Here is a 16,696-nt window from a genome sequence, read left to right as displayed (position 1 = left end):
TCTAACCCACCTTCACGACTTCACGACTTCACGGCCACGGATTCCAGAAGGCCGGACAGATACCGAACCTGCCGATGCAAGTTCCGATGCGCGTTGACGAAGTGAGTGGCTTCTCGCCCCAAAGAGAGGCGTCGCTTTTCATCTTCAAGAAGATCTCTAACAGCTTCGGCATAGGCCTTGGTGTCTTTGTGGGCAATCAGGAGGCCCGTGAGGCCGTCGAGCATCACCTGGTCCACTCCGCCTTCATGCAAAGCCACGATCGGAAGACCGCACGCCTGAGCTTCCAAGTAAACCATGCCCAGGGATTCTTTGATTCCTGGAAACACAAAGAGGTCTGCCGAACTGTAGTAAGCATAAAGTTCGCGGCGCGCCACACGGCCCGCAAAAATGACTCGTCGTCCCAGACGATTGGTGGCCGTTCGGCGCATCTCCGCTTCCAAAGGACCATCCCCCACCACCAGAAGACACCAAGGCAGAGCGCTATTCCCAATTCGGGACAAGGCATGAAAAAGAAAGTGAAGACTCTTCCTCTTGGCTCCGGGCCGAAATCTAGCCACCGTAAGCATCACGGGCTGACGGTCGGCGAAACCATAGCGAGTCCGAAGGGATCTACGCGCCTCATCGCAGTGACGAAACATTTCCGGGAAAATACCCGGCGCCAAATACACAAGAAGGTTTGAAGGAACAATCCGCTCCAGAGCAGCACGATCCATTCGATTGTTGATCACAGCCAGATGAGCCCGTCTTAAAGCCCATCGGTTTAAATAAAACCCCGTTCGAGTTTTTGGATTCCTTCGGTGTTTCGTACTGTACATGGGCTGAAAAAGAACATAGGGAATCCGGAGAAGCCGCGAAAGCCACGGGCCGATGACATCCGGAGCCTTGTAGTAGGTATGGTAGGTCAGCCAGAGTTGGGGACGCCATGCCATGGCGCGACGAAACGCCTGCACAACCCCTTGGGCGGCCCGAACCCAGCCATTCCTTTGCCTCCAAAACCAGCGGGCTCGAAACGTGCTCATTTCCCGGCACGCATGACCGGAAAGCTCCAATGCCCGCACAAGCCCCTGGGCGATGGTCTGATCGCCGGAAGGGTCCGGATGTTCCAAAGGCTTGTTAGGGCAATAGAAAGCGATTCTCAAGGATTTCCGACGGCCTTCCGTAACAATTCATGAAGCTGGTGAATGCATCGCCGACTGTCAAAGCGGGTTTCCACGGTCCTTCGAGCGGCCTGTCTTAGGGAATCCAGAGATGCACCGGCTTCCAGCACACTCTTGAGGGCCGCGGCCAGAGCTGCGGGAGATGCCGGGGGCACGAGAATGCCGCTCACACCATCTTCCACCAGTTCTGGAACAGCCGCATGCCGAGTGCTCACCACAGGCAGTCCCACAGCCATGGCTTCCACCAAGACGTTGGGAATGCCGTCCCGATCGCCGTTAGGGGCGGTTTTACAAGCCAGGACAAAGACATGGGAGCGACGATAGAACCCGATGACCTTTTCGTGCGGCAATGTACCATGAAAGGTAACACGAGGCCCAAGGCCTAAACGGCGGGCCAGGGCATGAATTTTGTCTTTTTCCTCTCCCGAACCGATGTGATCGAAATGAAAATCCACCCCAAGGGTTTCCAGGATTTTCAGAGCCTGTAGAAGATCATCGTAGCCTTTCTTTGGCACCAGTCTGCCGACGGATAGAATGCGATACGGAGGGGCCGGCCAAGGCTCTGTGCCGTAGGTGAAGAATTGAAGATCGATCCCGTGGTAAACGGTGTGAATGGGAATCAAGGAAAACGACCTAGGGTCCTCGGGTTCACCCGCTTCCAAAAGGGATTTTAGATAACGGGCATTGAACGCCGTACAGGTGACCACGAACCGAGCTCGTTCCATCTTACGGCGCAGTTGGTCTGGGTCCGACGTGTAAATGTCCTTGGCGTGAGCCGTAAAACTATAAGGCAGCCCAGTCAAACGGGAAGCAAAAAAGGCTACCGATGTGGGCGTATGGCAAAAATGGGCATGCAGATGCCGGACGGGACGTTCCATCAATCGATGCCATGCCAGGTAGCCGGCTTGAAAAAAGTGGCGAAGGGTGGCGGTGGTGCGTCGGTCCACGGCACGCCGCAGAGCCTCTCGAAAGGCTCCAACGTAACGTGTACCCAAACGTACCCATAGGCGCAGATTCGGCTCAAAAACAGCTCGAAGGTGAGGTAACACGTATTCTGGAAGATAGGTCACCGAAGCACGTATGCGGCGTACACTTTCATGGGTGAAGGCCTCTCGAGGCCGGCGCAGAGAATAGATTTCAATGGGCAGGCCCATGGATTCCAAGAGGGCGATTTCCTGGCTGATAAAGGATTCGGAAATGCGAGGATATCCCTTGAGCACCATGCCCAAAACCGGGGCTTTCATTTTCCCCGTAACCTTCATGCCCATTGGACTCGAGCCCCTTTGTCGCATTCCGAAACCCGTGCCCGAATAACTTCCAGAGCCGTAAAGGGAAATTCCGAAGCTTTGGCGGAAATGCCCGTGCCGTTGGTCAGGAGCTGGATCACCTTTTGGTAAACAGCTGTAGGGCTTAGATGTTCCGGATGTAAATATTCACAAAAACCGCGACGACATAAAACTTCTGCTCGAATAAGCTGCTCTTGTCTCGGAACGGTTCGAGGAATAATGAGAAACGGTTTTTTTTGGCTGATGATTTCACAGACCGTATTGTAACCGCCCATACTCACGACCACGTCAGCGGCGCCGATGAGGCTTTCCATGAACCGATGAAACCGAAAGAGCTTAAATCCGAGGCTTTCACAGCGTCTGGCCACTTCCTTGAAATGGGTAGGGCAAAGAAAAGGCCCGGTGACCATCACGGCTTTCATGGTTTGAGGCGGCTCATGCTCCTCAAAGGCTCTCAGAAAGGTGTTCACGACTGGATAGCCGTCGCCGCCGCCTCCCGTGGTCATAAGCACCATTTGGTGGTTCTCGTTTAGGCCCAATTCACGCCGCATCTGTTTCACTTCCAAAGCCGACGGAACGTGCCGGGGAATGTAGCCGGTAAAGATAACCTTGCGGGCCGTGAGCTCTGGAATGCGGTATTCCCTGACGGCATCGTAAAGGGATCGATCACCGTAGACCCAGATTTCATCGTAGAGGGCTTCCATGGCTTCATAGATGCCCTTGCTTTGCCAGTCTTCGATGGTCGCCTGGGCCTCATCCATGATGTCACGCAAGCCTAAGATGGTGGTACAGAAAGGGAGAGCGTCTCGTATCCAGTGCAAAGTGTCCACGACTTCGCGTTTCAAGCCCAGAGGCGCCTTGTCCACAATGAAAAAATCGGGGCGAAAAGCCTGGGCGGCACTTAAGATGATGTTTTTTCGAATCTCCAGAACTTCCGTGGCCTCGAGTTTCATGGAAAGAGGAAGATACTCTTCGTTGGTCACCTTGATCATTCCGGGAATACGCACAAAATCGACTCTGCGAGGAATTTTGAAACGTCCCACGAGAGGCGAGCCGGTCAGAATCAGGACAGTGGCGGGAACTTTGCGCAGGCTTCGTGCGATGGCCAGGGTCCGACGAATATGGCCCAAACCGAAGGTGTCATGGCTGTACATGAGGATTTTTTTCACAGGCAAGGAAGCCACTCGTCCCTCGTCATGCTCCTTTGGCTTTGGTTCCCAAGATTTCGACGTCTTTCCAAATCCCTGGAAGACATCTTAAAGGCACGAAACCACCTTGGCAACCGTCTTTTCAGATGTTACAAGGGCTGCCGACTGGATGAAGCCGGTACCGATTCAAGTCTAAAGAATCTCAAAGTGTGCCGGGGCCCGTGGGCCCTAAGACCTTTTTTGCGGCTCTTCTCAAGAATGCGGGGAGAACAAACCATGTCTTTGCATTTCGTGCACACAGAAAAAGCCCCTGCGGCCATCGGCCCTTACAGTCAAGCCGTCCAAGCCGGCCCCTGGCTTTTTGTAAGCGGCCAAATTCCGTTAGATCCCGAAACGGGGCGGCTGGTGGAAGGCGCCTTTGACCTTCAGGCTCGCCAAGTGCTGCACAATGTGGAAAAGGTTCTGGAAGCCGCAGGGTATGTCATGAACAATGTGGTGGCGGTGGATGTCTTCTTGACCGATCTCGCCAACTTTCAAACCTTTAACACCATCTACGAACAAGCTTTTGGAAACCACAAGCCGGCTCGCGCCGTAGTGCAAGTGAGCGCTCTGCCTCGAGGCGCCCATATTGAAATGAAATGTGTGGCTTTCAAAACCTGAGGGGACCATCAGCCTGACGCTTCTGTCGCCTCAAAAGCAACGTCCGTTTTGGAGCGGACCCCCGCGAGGCTTTTCGGAAATCCTCAGGGAGCCATTCCAGCCAGTGTCATGTCAAAAGGCAGGGACAGGACGCGCCGAGTCCTTACGTCTCAATACGACGGTTTTATTTTGAAGCGGCGGCCTTCGGGCCGCTTTTTGGGCACCCACGACGCGTGCGCTTCAAAGGAAAGGGCCTTTTCCGAAAACTTTTTTGGGGTTCCACGCTTTTGTCTTGAAGCATGGCAAGTCCTTTGGACTCCTTGAGATTGACCTTGACCGTCCAAAAACCCGCGTGCTATAAGGCTTGCCGCTTCTCAGGCCGGCGTAGCTCAGGGGTAGAGCAGCTGATTCGTAATCAGCAGGTCGCGGGTTCGAATCCCATCGCCGGCTCCAGAAAATCAAGGGGTTAGGTCTTACGGCCTAACCCCTTTTTGTTTAGTGTCTCAGCCAGGGCCCAAAACGTCCCGGGTTAGGCCCCAATTTGAGGCACGGGTTCGTTGGAGCTCTGGTTGTCGGGGGTCAAAGAGGCCCCAAGTGATCCTTCGACCTCTGGCCAAATTTCGCCCGCGGCCACCCGGGGATCCACCGGTTCATGTTCCGCCCAAGGTATCGCCGCCGGTGACCCCGAAAGACCTCGAGATTTCCGCGAATCAGGACATTCCGCTTTTATCGCCGATCCTGTCATCAATTCTTAACACCAGGGTCATGTTCGTGTCACACAAAGGGTTTTTTAATGGCCGCGGTTTTCAGAAGCGAACGATGGAGTGAACACCAACCGACGTACAAACGAGTAGAAACCGGGAAACAAAACCGTGAGCAACATTATGGTTCGACAGGCCGAATCGACCGATTTTCCCTTTATCCATGAGCTTCTCTCTCATTTGGGATATTCGACGCCCTTGGAAAAAGTGCGCCAGGCTCTGCCTTCTCTTCTCCAGAATTCAGAATACCGCTGTCTTCTCGCCGTTTGGAAGCCTAACGGCCAGGTGGTGGGTATGATGACCCTTCGCACCACCACCTGCCTGCGCCTTGGGGGACTGCAGGTCTCCATCGAGGAACTTGTCGTGCACCAGGATTGGCGCGGCCAAGGTATCGGTCACACTCTCATTGCCCATGCCCTGGAACACGCTCGCACCTGTGGGTCGGTCCGACTTGAAGTGCTCACCAGCCAAAACCGTCTCAGTGCCCAACGCGGGTTTTACGAAAAAGCGGGGTTTCGCAAGGCTGACTCGTGGGTCTACCGCCTGGATTTTTTTCAAGGGGCAAGCGAAGCCCCGAAAGAGACTCGACAGTCGACCTTGAAGAGTTCAGGAGACAGCCTATGAAAATCTGTCTCTTCGGTGGTCCCGTGTTCGACGGTGAACGGCTTCATGAACAAGGGGCCGTAATCTTTGATGAAACCGGCATTCTGGAAGTAAGGTCCTCGGGGACCATTCCTACCGAGAAAGTCCATTCCATCGACGTCCGCGGAGCCCTTATTCTCCCAGGCTTGGTGGATCTTCATTCGGATGTCTTGGAAAAATGCATCGAGATGCGTCCCGGCGTGGATTTTGATCCGGGATTTGCTATGGAAGCCCTGGATCGAAGACTGGCGGCCTGCGGGATCAGCACTTTCTGTCATGCCGTAAGCTTTGCCGACAATGAGTTGGGGCTTCGGTCTCCGCACAAGGCCGCCGAAACGGTCCGAAGGATCAAGGCCTTCAGCGCATCCGGCGAAGCCTCCGTCCGACATCTTGTGCACGCTCGGTTTGAGGTGGGTTCCGAGAAGGCTCGAGCCATTTTCGAAGAGCTTTTGGAATGCGGTTACGTGGATGTGGCTTCCATCATGGACCACACACCGGGCCAAGGACAATTCCGCACTTATGAGGCCTACCACCGGTATTATGCCGGCACGTACAAACTCACCTCTTCGCAGACCGCGGCCATGGCTGCTTCAAAAATCCACAGAAGGGATCGGGCCTGGCATGACGTTCTGCAACTGACCGAAACGATACGTCGTTGCGGTGTGCCGCTTCTAAGCCATGACGATGACAACCGCGAAAAGGTATCTCTTGTTCACAGCCTGGGAGCCGTCGGCTGTGAATTTCCCATTTCCTTGGATGCGGCCGAGGAGGCTCGTCGTCGAAACATGGCCGTGCTTATGGGAGCCCCGAACGTTGTGCGAGGATCCTCGTCGAACAACAATCTGAGCGCCCGCAAAGCCGTCTCTCAAGGACTGACGGATATTCTCGTCAGCGATTACTATCCGGAATGTCTGATCCAAGCCCCCTTTATCCTGGCTCACCTGGGTTGCATTCCACTAGAGTCGGCTCTGACTCACGTGACCTCAAACCCAGCACGGTTGTTAAAACATTTCGATGTCTTCGGAGCCCTTAAGCCGGGTTTTTCCGCCGATCTCGCCGTCGTGAACATTGCATCTCCATGGGTGCGTCCCTCCCAACTTTGGGTCGGCGGAAGGCTTGTTTATGAAAGCCGCCCATCTTCTCATGGATGCCTTTGGCGTCAAGATACGAGCCAAAAAAACGTCATCATTCAAGACAAGGAGTCATCATCATGGAGAATGCAGCCTCTCTTTTAGGGCCTCTCAGAGCGGAACCTGTGCTTCGCGTTCAGGATTTAGTCAAACGATACCCTTCAGGAACCCTCGCGGTCGACGGGGTCTCTTTTGATCTGCGCGACGACGATTTTCTCGTGATTATCGGCTGTTCCGGGGCGGGAAAATCCACTCTGCTGCGATGCCTCAACAGACTGCTGAAACCCACATCCGGGCGCATCATGCTTCTGGGAGAAGATATTACCGACGTCTCCGGTGGTGCCTTGCAGAGGGTTCGGCAAAAAGTCGGCATGATTTTTCAGCAGTTTCATCTGGTTCCTCGTCTTTCCGTTTTGGAAAACGTGCTTGCCGGCCGCTTGCGTTTTCAAACCTCACCGGTCCTTCACACTCTTTCCTTGGGACGATTCTTTTCGAAGAAAGAAAAAGAATACGCGCTTCATTGCTTGGCCGAAGTGGGCATCGCGGATTTGGCTTTTCAAAGAGCCAGCCACCTCTCCGGAGGTCAACAGCAACGTGTGGCCATCGCCCGTGTGCTGGCTCAGGAACCGGATGTCATTCTGGCCGACGAACCCATCGCCAGTCTGGACCCTAAAAGCGCCGCGCTGGTCATGGGTCTTCTTCGAGAAATCCACGAAAAAAGAGGCATTCCCGTCGTCGTGAACCTCCATCATCTGGAATTTGTAAAACGCTACGCCAAAAGGGTCTTGGGCATGAGGCAAGGACGCGTCGTGTTCGATGGACCCGCAACCCTCTTGACCAATGAAACGGTGACTGAGGTGTACCACGGAAAATCCGCTCTTACCAATGAAGGCGCCGTAGCCTGTGCCTGAAAAGCTTTTTATCAACATATCAAAACTAGGGAGGAAACACATGAAAACTTTCAGAAAATTGTGGCTTCTGAGCATTGCGTTCATGGCTTTCGTGGGGTCTTTGTATGCCGGTCAGGCAGCCGCCGATCCTGGAACGTGGCCGAAAACAATCAAGATCGGCCTGATACCGACAGAAGGCGGTGCCGACATCGTCAAGCGTTTCGAACCGTTGATCACCCATTTGGAAAAAACCCTTGGTGTTAAGGTGGAAGCCCAAAGCGCCTCTGATTATGCCGGCGTGATTACAGCCATGGCCCATAAACACATCGACTTCGCTTATCTCGGCCCTAAGAGTTACGTGGAAGCTTCCGAAAAAGCCGGAGCCGTCGCTCTAGCCATGGAAAAAGACACATCCGGCGAACCCGGTTATTATGGGGTTATTATAGCTAAAAGGGGCTCCGGCATCGAAAAACTTGAAGATGCCAAGGGAAAAGTCTTCGCCTTCACCGATCCCAACTCCACCTCGGGATACCTCGTTCCAAACCTTCTTTTTTATCGAGACCTCAAAGTCGATCCCAAGCAATACTTTAAAGAAGTAAAGTTCTCGGGATCCCACGGAGCAAGCATTCTTGCAGTGAAGACCGGGAGCATTGACGTCGCCGCCACCAATACCATCGATCTCAACCGAATGAGCGAAAAAGGCCAAGTTTCTTGGGACGACTTTACCGTATTGTGGAAATCCGAACTCATTCCCGGATCCCCCATGTGTGCCAGAAAGGATCTCCCTGAAAGTCTGAAAGCCGCCTTTACCGGGGCTCTGATGATGTTTAACGCCGACAAAGCCGGCTTGGAAAAGCTTCAGATAGGAGGCTACGCCCCCTCTGACGATACGGTCTACGACGTCATTCGATATTTGAACCAGCTCAAAAAGCAGTTGGCGCAGGCTTCCTAGACATAGGCGCCGAAAACCATTTCTCCTCGGACGGCGCGGGCGTCTTCTCCACCTGAACGGCGTGGATGCCCGCGCTTCCAAGATAAGGGTTTCTTTGAGCATTGCAGAGCCACGGTAGCCAGAGAGCCGTGCGTACTCAGATCGCCCGGACCCGCTTTACCAGAGCTTTCGAACAAACTTCTAGCTCTTCAGCGTCGAGGAAGAAAAACCCGGAGACCAATTCCATCATGGATGTCAAAAACCCGTCGTTTTCCTCCGCTTCGTTATTCTTTTTCTCGTGGAAAGGATTCAAGCGGAGCGCAGCGATCCTTTTAACCCTGGTCGTGCTGGGAACCACCTATGTGTGGACAGGCATAAGTCCGATGAAACTTTGGGAAAAACGGCACAATGCTTGGAAATACCTCTTCGGGCGCACATTGACCGAAGAGGAGCTGCAGGCGGCAAGGACTCAGGCCGAGCGCATGCTTCGAATTACGATGATTCAGGAAACCCTTCAAGACCTAAAGGAAGACAGTCAAAAAACCGGCATGACCAGGTCTCCTGAGGCCTTGCAACAAGAAGCTCTCATGCTGGCGGAAAAACGGTTGGCCTCGCTTCCTGAGCAGGAACGCCTAGCCAGGGTGGAGAAAGAGTTCCGGCGCATTCTCGAAGAAAAAAGGGGCGGTTTTTTTCCGCCTCAGACAAACCTTTCCAACATCAAAGACTATTTCAAATCTCTTGTGGAAACAGTGGCCATTGCCATTTGGGGAACTTTGCTTGCGGTTCTTTGGGCTATTCCCGCTTCCTTTCTGGCGGCTCGAAACGGCCTGGAAATCCTCTTTCCCGGAGACGGCCTTTTGTACAGAACACTTCGTTTCCTATGCCTTTTTTTGACCCGCCGCCTTTTGGACTTCTGTCGGGGATTCAACGAGTTCGTCATGGCCCTGGTCTTTGTCGCCGTGATCGGTCTCGGGCCCTTTGCCGGGATTATGGCTCTTGCCATTCATACTTTTGGAATCATAGGTAAAGTCATCAGTGAGGGCATTGAAGCAGTGGACCCGGGTCAAGTGGAAGCGGTGTCGGCAACAGGAGCGGGCCCGTTGCAGGTGATGTCCTTTGCCATTTTGCCTCAGGTGATGCCCTTGATCGTAAGCTACAGTCTTTTGCGATTCGAATCCAACGTGCGCAGTGCCACCATCCTTGGTTTCTGTGGCGCTGGAGGCATCGGCTTTCTCATGTTCGACAAGATCAACAGCTACCAGTACAGAGACGTCGCCACCATGATGATTATGGTGATTGTGAGCGTTACGGTCTTGGATACTCTCTGTTCTAAAATACGAGCTCGATTTATCTAAAAGGAAGATTCATGGGTCCAACGCCTTTGGTACCCCCCAAAGATAGAATCGAAAAACGCCGTCGATGGATGAGCGTCCTGGCTCAAGCGGACTCGGAAGACGTCCTTGCTTTTTGGGAACGCTACCCTAACAAGCCCGATTACACGATCCTTCAGGGTCCGGATACCGGTCTGGTCATGGTGCAAGCTTGCACGGAAAATCGCAACGGCCGATTTTTCTTAGGCGAAGTCACCGTGACCAAATGTGTCGTGGCCCTTAGACAAGGCACGGTGGGCGTCTCCATGATTCTCGGACGACGTCCCCGTCATGCGGAAATCGCCGCTGTGCTTGATGCAGAGCTTCAAGATTCCTCGAAGAATTCCCATCTTATGGAAACCCTGGTGGAACCGCTCGCAAAACGCCGGCACGAAGCCGAACGACGTGAGGCCGTTCGTGTGGCATCCACACGAGTGGATTTCATGACCATGGTGCGAGGGGAATGATGTCGACACCGTCTTTTGAATGGAAGGCTCAAACGTGGGCTGCGATGGGTTTTGCCGATCCCGTTTTCGAAAGCCAAGAGGCCTTTCGAACCATTCTCCATGCCATGGCCTATCCCGGACGACGCACATCCTTGAAAGCACCGCCCACGGTTCCTCATGGAATAAATCCGGCCGCCTGGGTCATCCTGCTCACCTTGGGAGACTCCTCGGTCCGCCTATGGATGGATCTCCCCAGGAATCACGAGGCTTGTCGGGCAGCTCAACAATTTTGCCACGTTTCCATGGTACCCGATCCCGAATCGGCCGACTTTATCCTTGTCACGCAACCCTCGCAGTTGAAGCCTCCTTACCGCTTTTGCATCGGAACCGAGCTGGAACCCGAACGTGGTGCATCCATCATTATGCAGGTTTCTTCTATGAGCATTTCCGAACCGAGTTCAGCTGAATCTGTGTTTATGCTTTCGGGTCCTGGCATTCCTGAGACATCGAAAGTCACGCTTCAAGGGTGTCCTTTCCATTTTTGGGAATGGAGATTGGGGTTGGAGCACGTTTATCCTCGAGGAGTGGACCTCTTCTTGACCGAGGGAAACTCCTTGGTGTGCATTCCTCGTTCTGTCTGTCTAACACCGGCGAAAGGAGTCTCATGTACGTTGCGGTAAAAGGAGGCGAACGAGCCATCGCCAACGCCCATCGCCTTCTTGCAGAAAAACGGCGAGGGGATATTCGCATCCCTGAAATAGAGGTCAAGCAGATTCAGGAACAACTGAGTCTGGCCGTGGACAGAGTGATTGCGGAAGGATCCTTGTATGATCGAGAACTTGCCGCTTTGGCCATCAAACAGGCTCAAGGGGACCTTACGGAAGCGGTTTTCCTGCTTCGAGCCTATCGTACCACCTTGCCTCGGCTAGGCACGTCCGAGCCGGTGGAAACGAACACCATGCGATTTGTTCGACGCATCTCCGCTGCTTTCAAAGATTTGCCGGGCGGACAGGTTCTCGGCTCCACGTTCGACTACACCCATCGACTTTTGGATTTCTCTTTGCTGGAACCCAAGGCCGTTCCTGAAAATGTCGTGTATTTGGCAAAACATTGTCAGCCGCCGGACTCGCATACTCCTAAAGTTACCGACCTTCTTAGAAAAGAGGGGCTCGTCGAAGAAAGCTCAAACACCGAGGAGGCCCCTAGAGACATCACGCAAGAAACCTTGAGTTTTCCAGCCCCGCGAAGCGCCCGTCTGCAAAGCCTTGCCAGAGCCGACGAAGGCTTTCTCGTGGGTATCGCCTACTCGGCTCAGAGGGGGTTCGGCTTTCAAAACCATCCATTCGTGGGAGAAATCCGCATGGGCTATGTGCTCATCGAAGTCGAGCTACCTGAGGTGGGTTTTTGTGTTCAAGTGGGGCAGATTTTGGTCACGGAATGTGTCATGCTCAACCGTTGCGATCACCTTCCTAATGGTTCTCCCGGTTTCGTCCAAGGCTATGGGCTGGTTTTTGGTGCCAATGAAAGAAAGGCCATGGCCATGGCCCTGGTGGATCGAGCGCTTCGAGCTAGGGAACTGGGCGAGGAAGTGCGCTACCCGGCGCAAGATGAAGAATTCGTTCTAAGACATGGAGACAACGTGGAAGCTTCAGGGTTTGTGCAACACTTGAAATTACCTCATTACGTGGATTTTCAGGCTGAACTGTGCCACGTGCGGGGTTTCCCTGCAACGAACCGCCACGCCTCGAAGGTCTCACAGCCACAGCCAAAGCTTCCCAAAACTTAGGATTGTCGCCATGGAAACTCCAGCCGTACTTCCCGAATCTACAACCTTCGAAGGCTCTCGCTCCAAAAGGCCGTGGAAGGGGCTTCTTGGGTACAATTATGCTTTTTTGGATGAAATGACAAAACGAATGATTCGAAGGACCATGTTGAAGGCCGTAGCCATTCCCGGCCATCAGATTCCTTTTGCCAGCCGTGAAATGCCCTTGCCCTACGGCTGGGGCACGGGAGGCATCCAAATCACGGCGTCCCTCATCGGCCCAAAAGATATCCTGAAAGTGATTGATCAAGGCGCGGACGATACCACCAACGCCGTGAGTATTCGGCGGTTTTTTGAAAAAACGACCGGTATCAGCACCACCACCGTGACAGAAGAAGCGACGATTATTCAGACGCGGCATCGAATTCCAGAAACACCACTGCGAGAAGGACAAATTCTCGTGTATCAGGTGCCCATTCCGGAACCTTTTCGGTTTTTGGAGCCACGCGAAGAAGAATGCCGAATCTTGCATGCTCTCGAAGACTACGGCCTCATGTACGTCAAACTTTACGAGGATGTGGCTCGCACAGGCCGCATCGGCGTGGCTTTTGACTACCCTGTCCTCGTCCGGGGCCGGTATGTCATGAGTCCGTCGCCCATCCCCAAATTTGACACACCCAAGATGCATCGAATGCCGGCTTTGCAATTGTTCGGAGCCGGCCGAGAAAAAAGGATTTATGCCGTACCCCCTTACACGGACGTGCAACCTTTAGAGTTCGATGATGTGCCTTTTCAGCTGGAACGATGGACCGAGCGATGCGCCGTTTGTGGAGCCACGAACCATTATCTTGATGAAATCATTGTGGATGATGCAGGGAGCCGCATCTTGGTTTGTTCGGACACGGACGCGTGCCAAAAACGTAGCGCACGGTTAACCAAAGGAAATTGAATGACCAGGGACGGGCTCATGGCATCTGAAGCAAAAAAATCACGTGTCCCCTTTGAAGCTTCCATGAGGTTTTCAGAAGAGAAAGAAAAACCCATAAACGGAGACGGCCGTCCCGAGATTCACGACTTCGAACCGATTCTTCAAGCTCGGAATCTTACACACCTTTATGGGGGTCGAGTTGGATGTCAAGACGTGGATGTGGAAGTCATGCCCGGAGAGGTGTTAGCCGTGGTGGGGGAGTCGGGTTCGGGGAAAAGCACGCTACTTCGATGCCTGTGCGGGCTCCAGGTTCCCACCAAGGGACAGGTTCTTTATCGGCATCACCAAGAATGGTTGGATCTCTACCAAATCGACAATAGTTTACGCCGACGGTTGCTTCGAACCGCCATCGGCGTAGTGTTCCAAAATCCTCAAGAAGGTCTTCGCATGCACGTAAGCGCCGGTGGAAACATCTCGGAGCGGCTTTTGGCGGAAGGAGAGCGCCGTTATTCCCAGTTACGCCGAACAGCCTGCTGGTGGATGGAACGGGTCGAGTTGGACGTCGATCGTGTGGACGACCCTCCAGGGACCTATTCAGGCGGCATGTTACAGCGTCTCCAAATTGCGAAAAATTTGGCCTCGAACCCACGAATTGTGTTCCTCGACGAGCCCACAAGTGGCTTGGATGTGTCCGTTCAAGCCCGTTTTCTCGATGTGATGCGACGTCTTGTTCGGGAGTTGAAGTTGTCCGTGGTTATGGTCACCCACGACTTGGCGGTGGCTCGTGTCCTGGCCCACCGCCTCATGGTCATGGTGCGTGGACAGGTCGTGGAACAAGGACTCATGGACCGCATCTTGGACGACCCGCAACATCCTTACACCCAACTGCTGGTAGCTTCGCGCCTTACAGCGTGATGGGAGCCCGGAATTCCATGTCACGTCCGTGGATGATCCGTTTAGAAAAAGCCACAAAATCCTTTACGCTGCATACCCAGGGCGGTGTTCGCCTTTCAGTTTTGTCCGACGTGGATCTGCAGGTTTTCCAGGGAGAAAGCGTGGCCGTCAACGGCCCTTCAGGTGTCGGAAAGAGCACCCTTTTGCGCATGGTTTACGGAAACTACGCCGTGCAAAAAGGTCGAGTCTTTATTCGATATGGAAACGAGGTCATCGACATGGCCGAAGCCGATCCCTGGACCGTTTTGCATCTTCGTCGCCATGCCATCGGGTATGTGAGCCAATTTCTTCGCGTTATTCCAAGAGTATCCACGCTCGATGTGGTGATGGAGCCTCTGCTCAGCCAAGGTGTTCCGGAAAAGGAGGCTCTGGAGCGTGCCGCGATGCTTCTAGACCGACTGGGTATTGCCCGCAAACTCTGGAAACTTTCTCCCACCACCTTTTCGGGAGGGGAGCAGCAGCGTGTGAATATCGCTCGTGTCTTTGTCTGCGGCTACCCCATTCTGCTTTTGGATGAACCAACGGCGTCTTTGGACCCAAGAAACCGAGAAATCGTCCTTTCGCTCATTCATGAGGCTCGGGACAAAGGCGCGGCCATCCTTGGCGTTTATCACGACCCGCTGGTTCAAAGGGAAGCAGCGAATCGTGTTGTCCCCCTAGACTCCATAACTTTACCCCAAAAGGAAGAAAACAAAGGAGGTTTCCATGGATCTGTTCACCAAGAAACGTTTTGAAGCCTTGCTCCACAGTGCTCGAGAGAATTTGATCCGGTCTTTGGAGTCCCTGAGAGGTGCTGAAGAGGAGCACACATGCCACGGCGAACCCATGGACGAAGCTGATGTGGCTCTTCTGGAACACCAAAGGGAAACCCTGCAACGAGTACGTAATCGATACCGGCAGCTGTACTGGGAAGTGGAAAACGCTCTCAAACGGCTTCGAGACGGCGACTACGGTTTCTGCGACAACTGTGGTGATCCCATCAACCCGGAGCGCCTGGTCGTTCAGCCTACAGCACGGCTTTGCATCGACTGCCAAAAAATGTTGGAAAAGCGCCACCGATCCCGCCGGCAAACTGAAAGCACAACGCCGTGTGCTTCGACGTGCCTTGGCTTCTACCCCTTGGATTCAACAGCAAATCCCGTATCCACTCAGTGGCGTTACCCTGAGTGCATCCGTTGAAAACGGTTTCCTTCCCGGAAGAACGGGTCTGGAGCTTGCTCAATGAGCAAGCGCAAACCCTATCCTTCCAGGGAGAACAGCCAGTTCGACCTCATGGGAGCGAACCATGTCTCCCCCTGCCACTAGGCGCACCGTGACAAGAGCTGTCGGTTTTCACTTTGGTAACGGGACAGTAAACGACGGGCGTTATCCCGTCCCATAGCTTTTTCAAGAAGGGCAGGTTCCGCTTGGGCCAAGTCCACCACAATCAAGGCATCGAGAACATTGGAAAAACTCGGGTCTAGATTAAAGCCTAAAACCTTGCCCCCGAGCTTAAGGTATTGGCGTAAAAGAATAGGCACCGATCGCTCATTTTTTTCGATGGCCGCAATGATTTCCGAAAAGACGCCCAGATCGCCCACTTCGCGACACAATAACTGAACATTCCACGGAACCGACTGCATGACCCTCCACGGTCGACGCGCTCGAACCCATCTTCCCCATTCCTCACTGTAACAGTGTTCTCGTAAGTACATACCTTAATCCGTGAGATTGTTTCTATACATAAAAGTATCATACCTCATGTATCGTATTGAATGTCATTCGCTTTTGTGCTATAGGGTCTCCTGTCACAATTTCACCTGGCAGGTGCGCTGATGAAAAAAATCGAGATTGAACAATCTTCCAAGGCCTTTTACAGCGGGCACTCGGGCCTGGTTCTTGTGGGCCATTTGATTAACGGCAGCACAGACCTCTGCCAACGATTGGAAAAGGAAGTTCCGGGACGGCCGGCGATCTCTCATGCGGACGTGGTCAAGACCTATGTGGGGCTTTTGTGTCTGGGGAAAAGCGACTTTGAGGCCGCCGAGGGGGTTTCCGGCGATGACTGGTTTAAAGAGGCTCTGGACATCCAAAAGGTCCCTTCTCAGGAAACCCTGCGACAGCGCTTCGACAAGCACGCGAGAGTTTTCGAACGTCTTGCTGGCGCCGCTAGCGTTGAACTGCTTGAGAGGGCCAAGGTTCCCGTAACGCCTCTTCCCACAGGGGATGTGGCTTTGGACCTGGATGTTTTTTGCCTGGACAATTCCGACACAAAGAAAGAAGGGGTGTCGCGGACGTACCAGAACTATGAGGGATACGCGCCGATTGCGGCCTATCTCGGCCAGGAGGGATGGTGTCTGGGCATAGAGCTTCGCCCGGGGTCTCAGCATTCCCAGAACGGATTTGTGGGGTTTCTGTGCAAGATGGTGGTGCGTGCTCGTAAGGTTACTCGAAGGCCTCTTCTGGTGCGAACGGATTCGGCTCACGATGCTGTGGAAACGCTTGTGGAGCTTCGCCGACACCCTGATGTGAACTTCATCATCCAATGGAATCCACGCGGGGCGGACCGCCTTTCTTGGCGTGATCGGGCCTTCAGGGAGGGCCGTGTGACGGAGCCTCGGCCCGGCAAGAAAGTGGCGATCCTCAGCACATGGGTGACACGACACTATGGAG

18 protein-coding genes and 1 tRNA gene are annotated in these 16,696 nt (G+C 53.7%); 15 read left to right on the top strand and 4 right to left on the bottom strand.

Annotated elements, in window-relative coordinates; genetic code table 11:
• Positions 1 to 20 precede the first annotated feature (20 nt).
• Genes WHS46_12875 through WHS46_12865 form a run of 3 tightly spaced genes read right to left on the bottom strand, consistent with a single transcriptional unit; the run spans position 21 to position 3,612 of the window.
• Positions 21 to 1,139: a glycosyltransferase family 4 protein gene (locus WHS46_12875; GenBank protein MEJ5349569.1), complete on the bottom strand. Its 1,119-nt coding sequence runs from the start codon at positions 1,137 to 1,139 to the stop codon at positions 21 to 23.
• The gene (locus tag WHS46_12870; GenBank protein ID MEJ5349568.1) at positions 1,136 to 2,425 is read right to left on the bottom strand and encodes a glycosyltransferase; all 1,290 of its coding nucleotides are present in this window, start codon (positions 2,423 to 2,425) and stop codon (positions 1,136 to 1,138) included. Before WHS46_12870 ends, WHS46_12875 begins: the two co-directional genes overlap by 4 nt.
• Complete coding sequence (locus tag WHS46_12865; GenBank protein MEJ5349567.1) at positions 2,416 to 3,612, bottom strand: glycosyltransferase; 1,197 nt, start codon at positions 3,610 to 3,612, stop codon at positions 2,416 to 2,418. Before WHS46_12865 ends, WHS46_12870 begins: the two co-directional genes overlap by 10 nt.
• Before the next feature lie 255 nt (positions 3,613 to 3,867).
• Here WHS46_12865 and WHS46_12860 point away from each other — a divergent pair, with 255 nt between their 5' ends.
• From WHS46_12860 to WHS46_12795, 14 genes are all read left to right on the top strand, one after another.
• The gene (locus WHS46_12860) at positions 3,868 to 4,251 is read left to right on the top strand and encodes a RidA family protein (protein ID MEJ5349566.1); all 384 of its coding nucleotides are present in this window, start codon (positions 3,868 to 3,870) and stop codon (positions 4,249 to 4,251) included.
• 357 nt (positions 4,252 to 4,608) lie between these two features.
• Positions 4,609 to 4,683 (top strand) — tRNA-Thr (locus WHS46_12855).
• Positions 4,684 to 5,102: 419 nt separating this feature from the next.
• On the top strand, positions 5,103 to 5,615 hold the full coding sequence (locus WHS46_12850) for a GNAT family N-acetyltransferase (GenBank protein ID MEJ5349565.1): 513 nt from the start codon (positions 5,103 to 5,105) through the stop codon (positions 5,613 to 5,615).
• Positions 5,612 to 6,868: an alpha-D-ribose 1-methylphosphonate 5-triphosphate diphosphatase gene (locus tag WHS46_12845; GenBank protein ID MEJ5349564.1), complete on the top strand. Its 1,257-nt coding sequence runs from the start codon at positions 5,612 to 5,614 to the stop codon at positions 6,866 to 6,868. Before WHS46_12850 ends, WHS46_12845 begins: the two co-directional genes overlap by 4 nt.
• Positions 6,844 to 7,674 carry a phosphonate ABC transporter ATP-binding protein gene (gene phnC / locus WHS46_12840; GenBank protein ID MEJ5349563.1) on the top strand — a complete coding sequence of 277 codons (831 nt, stop codon included), beginning with the start codon at positions 6,844 to 6,846 and terminating at the stop codon, positions 7,672 to 7,674. Before WHS46_12845 ends, phnC begins: the two co-directional genes overlap by 25 nt.
• Positions 7,675 to 7,714: 40 nt before the next feature.
• Positions 7,715 to 8,605 (top strand): phosphonate ABC transporter substrate-binding protein, encoded by an 891-nt coding sequence (gene phnD / locus WHS46_12835; GenBank protein MEJ5349562.1) that lies wholly within the window; start codon positions 7,715 to 7,717, stop codon positions 8,603 to 8,605.
• Positions 8,606 to 8,967: 362 nt separating this feature from the next.
• Positions 8,968 to 9,939 (top strand): phosphonate ABC transporter, permease protein PhnE, encoded by a 972-nt coding sequence (phnE, locus tag WHS46_12830; protein MEJ5349561.1) that lies wholly within the window; start codon positions 8,968 to 8,970, stop codon positions 9,937 to 9,939.
• An 11-nt stretch (positions 9,940 to 9,950) separates the two neighbouring features.
• Positions 9,951 to 10,421 carry a phosphonate C-P lyase system protein PhnG gene (gene phnG / locus WHS46_12825; protein ID MEJ5349560.1) on the top strand — a complete coding sequence of 157 codons (471 nt, stop codon included), beginning with the start codon at positions 9,951 to 9,953 and terminating at the stop codon, positions 10,419 to 10,421.
• Positions 10,418 to 11,080 (top strand): phosphonate C-P lyase system protein PhnH, encoded by a 663-nt coding sequence (gene phnH, locus WHS46_12820; protein ID MEJ5349559.1) that lies wholly within the window; start codon positions 10,418 to 10,420, stop codon positions 11,078 to 11,080. The genes phnG and phnH overlap by 4 nt, the downstream gene beginning before the upstream one ends.
• On the top strand, positions 11,065 to 12,186 hold the full coding sequence (locus WHS46_12815) for a carbon-phosphorus lyase complex subunit PhnI (protein MEJ5349558.1): 1,122 nt from the start codon (positions 11,065 to 11,067) through the stop codon (positions 12,184 to 12,186). Before phnH ends, WHS46_12815 begins: the two co-directional genes overlap by 16 nt.
• 10 nt (positions 12,187 to 12,196) lie before the next feature.
• Positions 12,197 to 13,111: an alpha-D-ribose 1-methylphosphonate 5-phosphate C-P-lyase PhnJ gene (locus WHS46_12810; protein ID MEJ5349557.1), complete on the top strand. Its 915-nt coding sequence runs from the start codon at positions 12,197 to 12,199 to the stop codon at positions 13,109 to 13,111.
• An 18-nt stretch (positions 13,112 to 13,129) separates the two neighbouring features.
• Positions 13,130 to 14,005: a phosphonate C-P lyase system protein PhnK gene (gene phnK, locus WHS46_12805; protein ID MEJ5349556.1), complete on the top strand. Its 876-nt coding sequence runs from the start codon at positions 13,130 to 13,132 to the stop codon at positions 14,003 to 14,005.
• A 17-nt stretch (positions 14,006 to 14,022) separates the two neighbouring features.
• On the top strand, positions 14,023 to 14,778 hold the full coding sequence (gene phnL / locus WHS46_12800; protein ID MEJ5349555.1) for a phosphonate C-P lyase system protein PhnL: 756 nt from the start codon (positions 14,023 to 14,025) through the stop codon (positions 14,776 to 14,778).
• A complete protein-coding gene (locus WHS46_12795) occupies positions 14,750 to 15,223 on the top strand; it encodes a TraR/DksA family transcriptional regulator (GenBank protein ID MEJ5349554.1) in 474 nt (157 codons plus the stop codon). Before phnL ends, WHS46_12795 begins: the two co-directional genes overlap by 29 nt.
• Positions 15,224 to 15,345: 122 nt before the next feature.
• On the opposite strand, the gene WHS46_12790 is transcribed toward WHS46_12795, so the two are convergent.
• Positions 15,346 to 15,738 carry a hypothetical protein gene (locus WHS46_12790; GenBank protein MEJ5349553.1) on the bottom strand — a complete coding sequence of 131 codons (393 nt, stop codon included), beginning with the start codon at positions 15,736 to 15,738 and terminating at the stop codon, positions 15,346 to 15,348.
• Between the two features lie 120 nt (positions 15,739 to 15,858).
• On the opposite strand from WHS46_12790, the gene WHS46_12785 reads away from it, so the two are divergent.
• The coding region (locus WHS46_12785; GenBank protein ID MEJ5349552.1) for an IS1380 family transposase at positions 15,859 to 16,696 on the top strand (838 nt) is incomplete at its 3' end.

It is taken from the genome of Desulfosoma sp. (assembly GCA_037481875.1).
GTDB lineage: Bacteria > Desulfobacterota > Syntrophobacteria > Syntrophobacterales > DSM-9756 > Desulfosoma.
The sequence above is the reverse complement of the archived record's forward strand: the minus strand, read 5'-3'. Positions and strand labels throughout refer to the sequence as shown.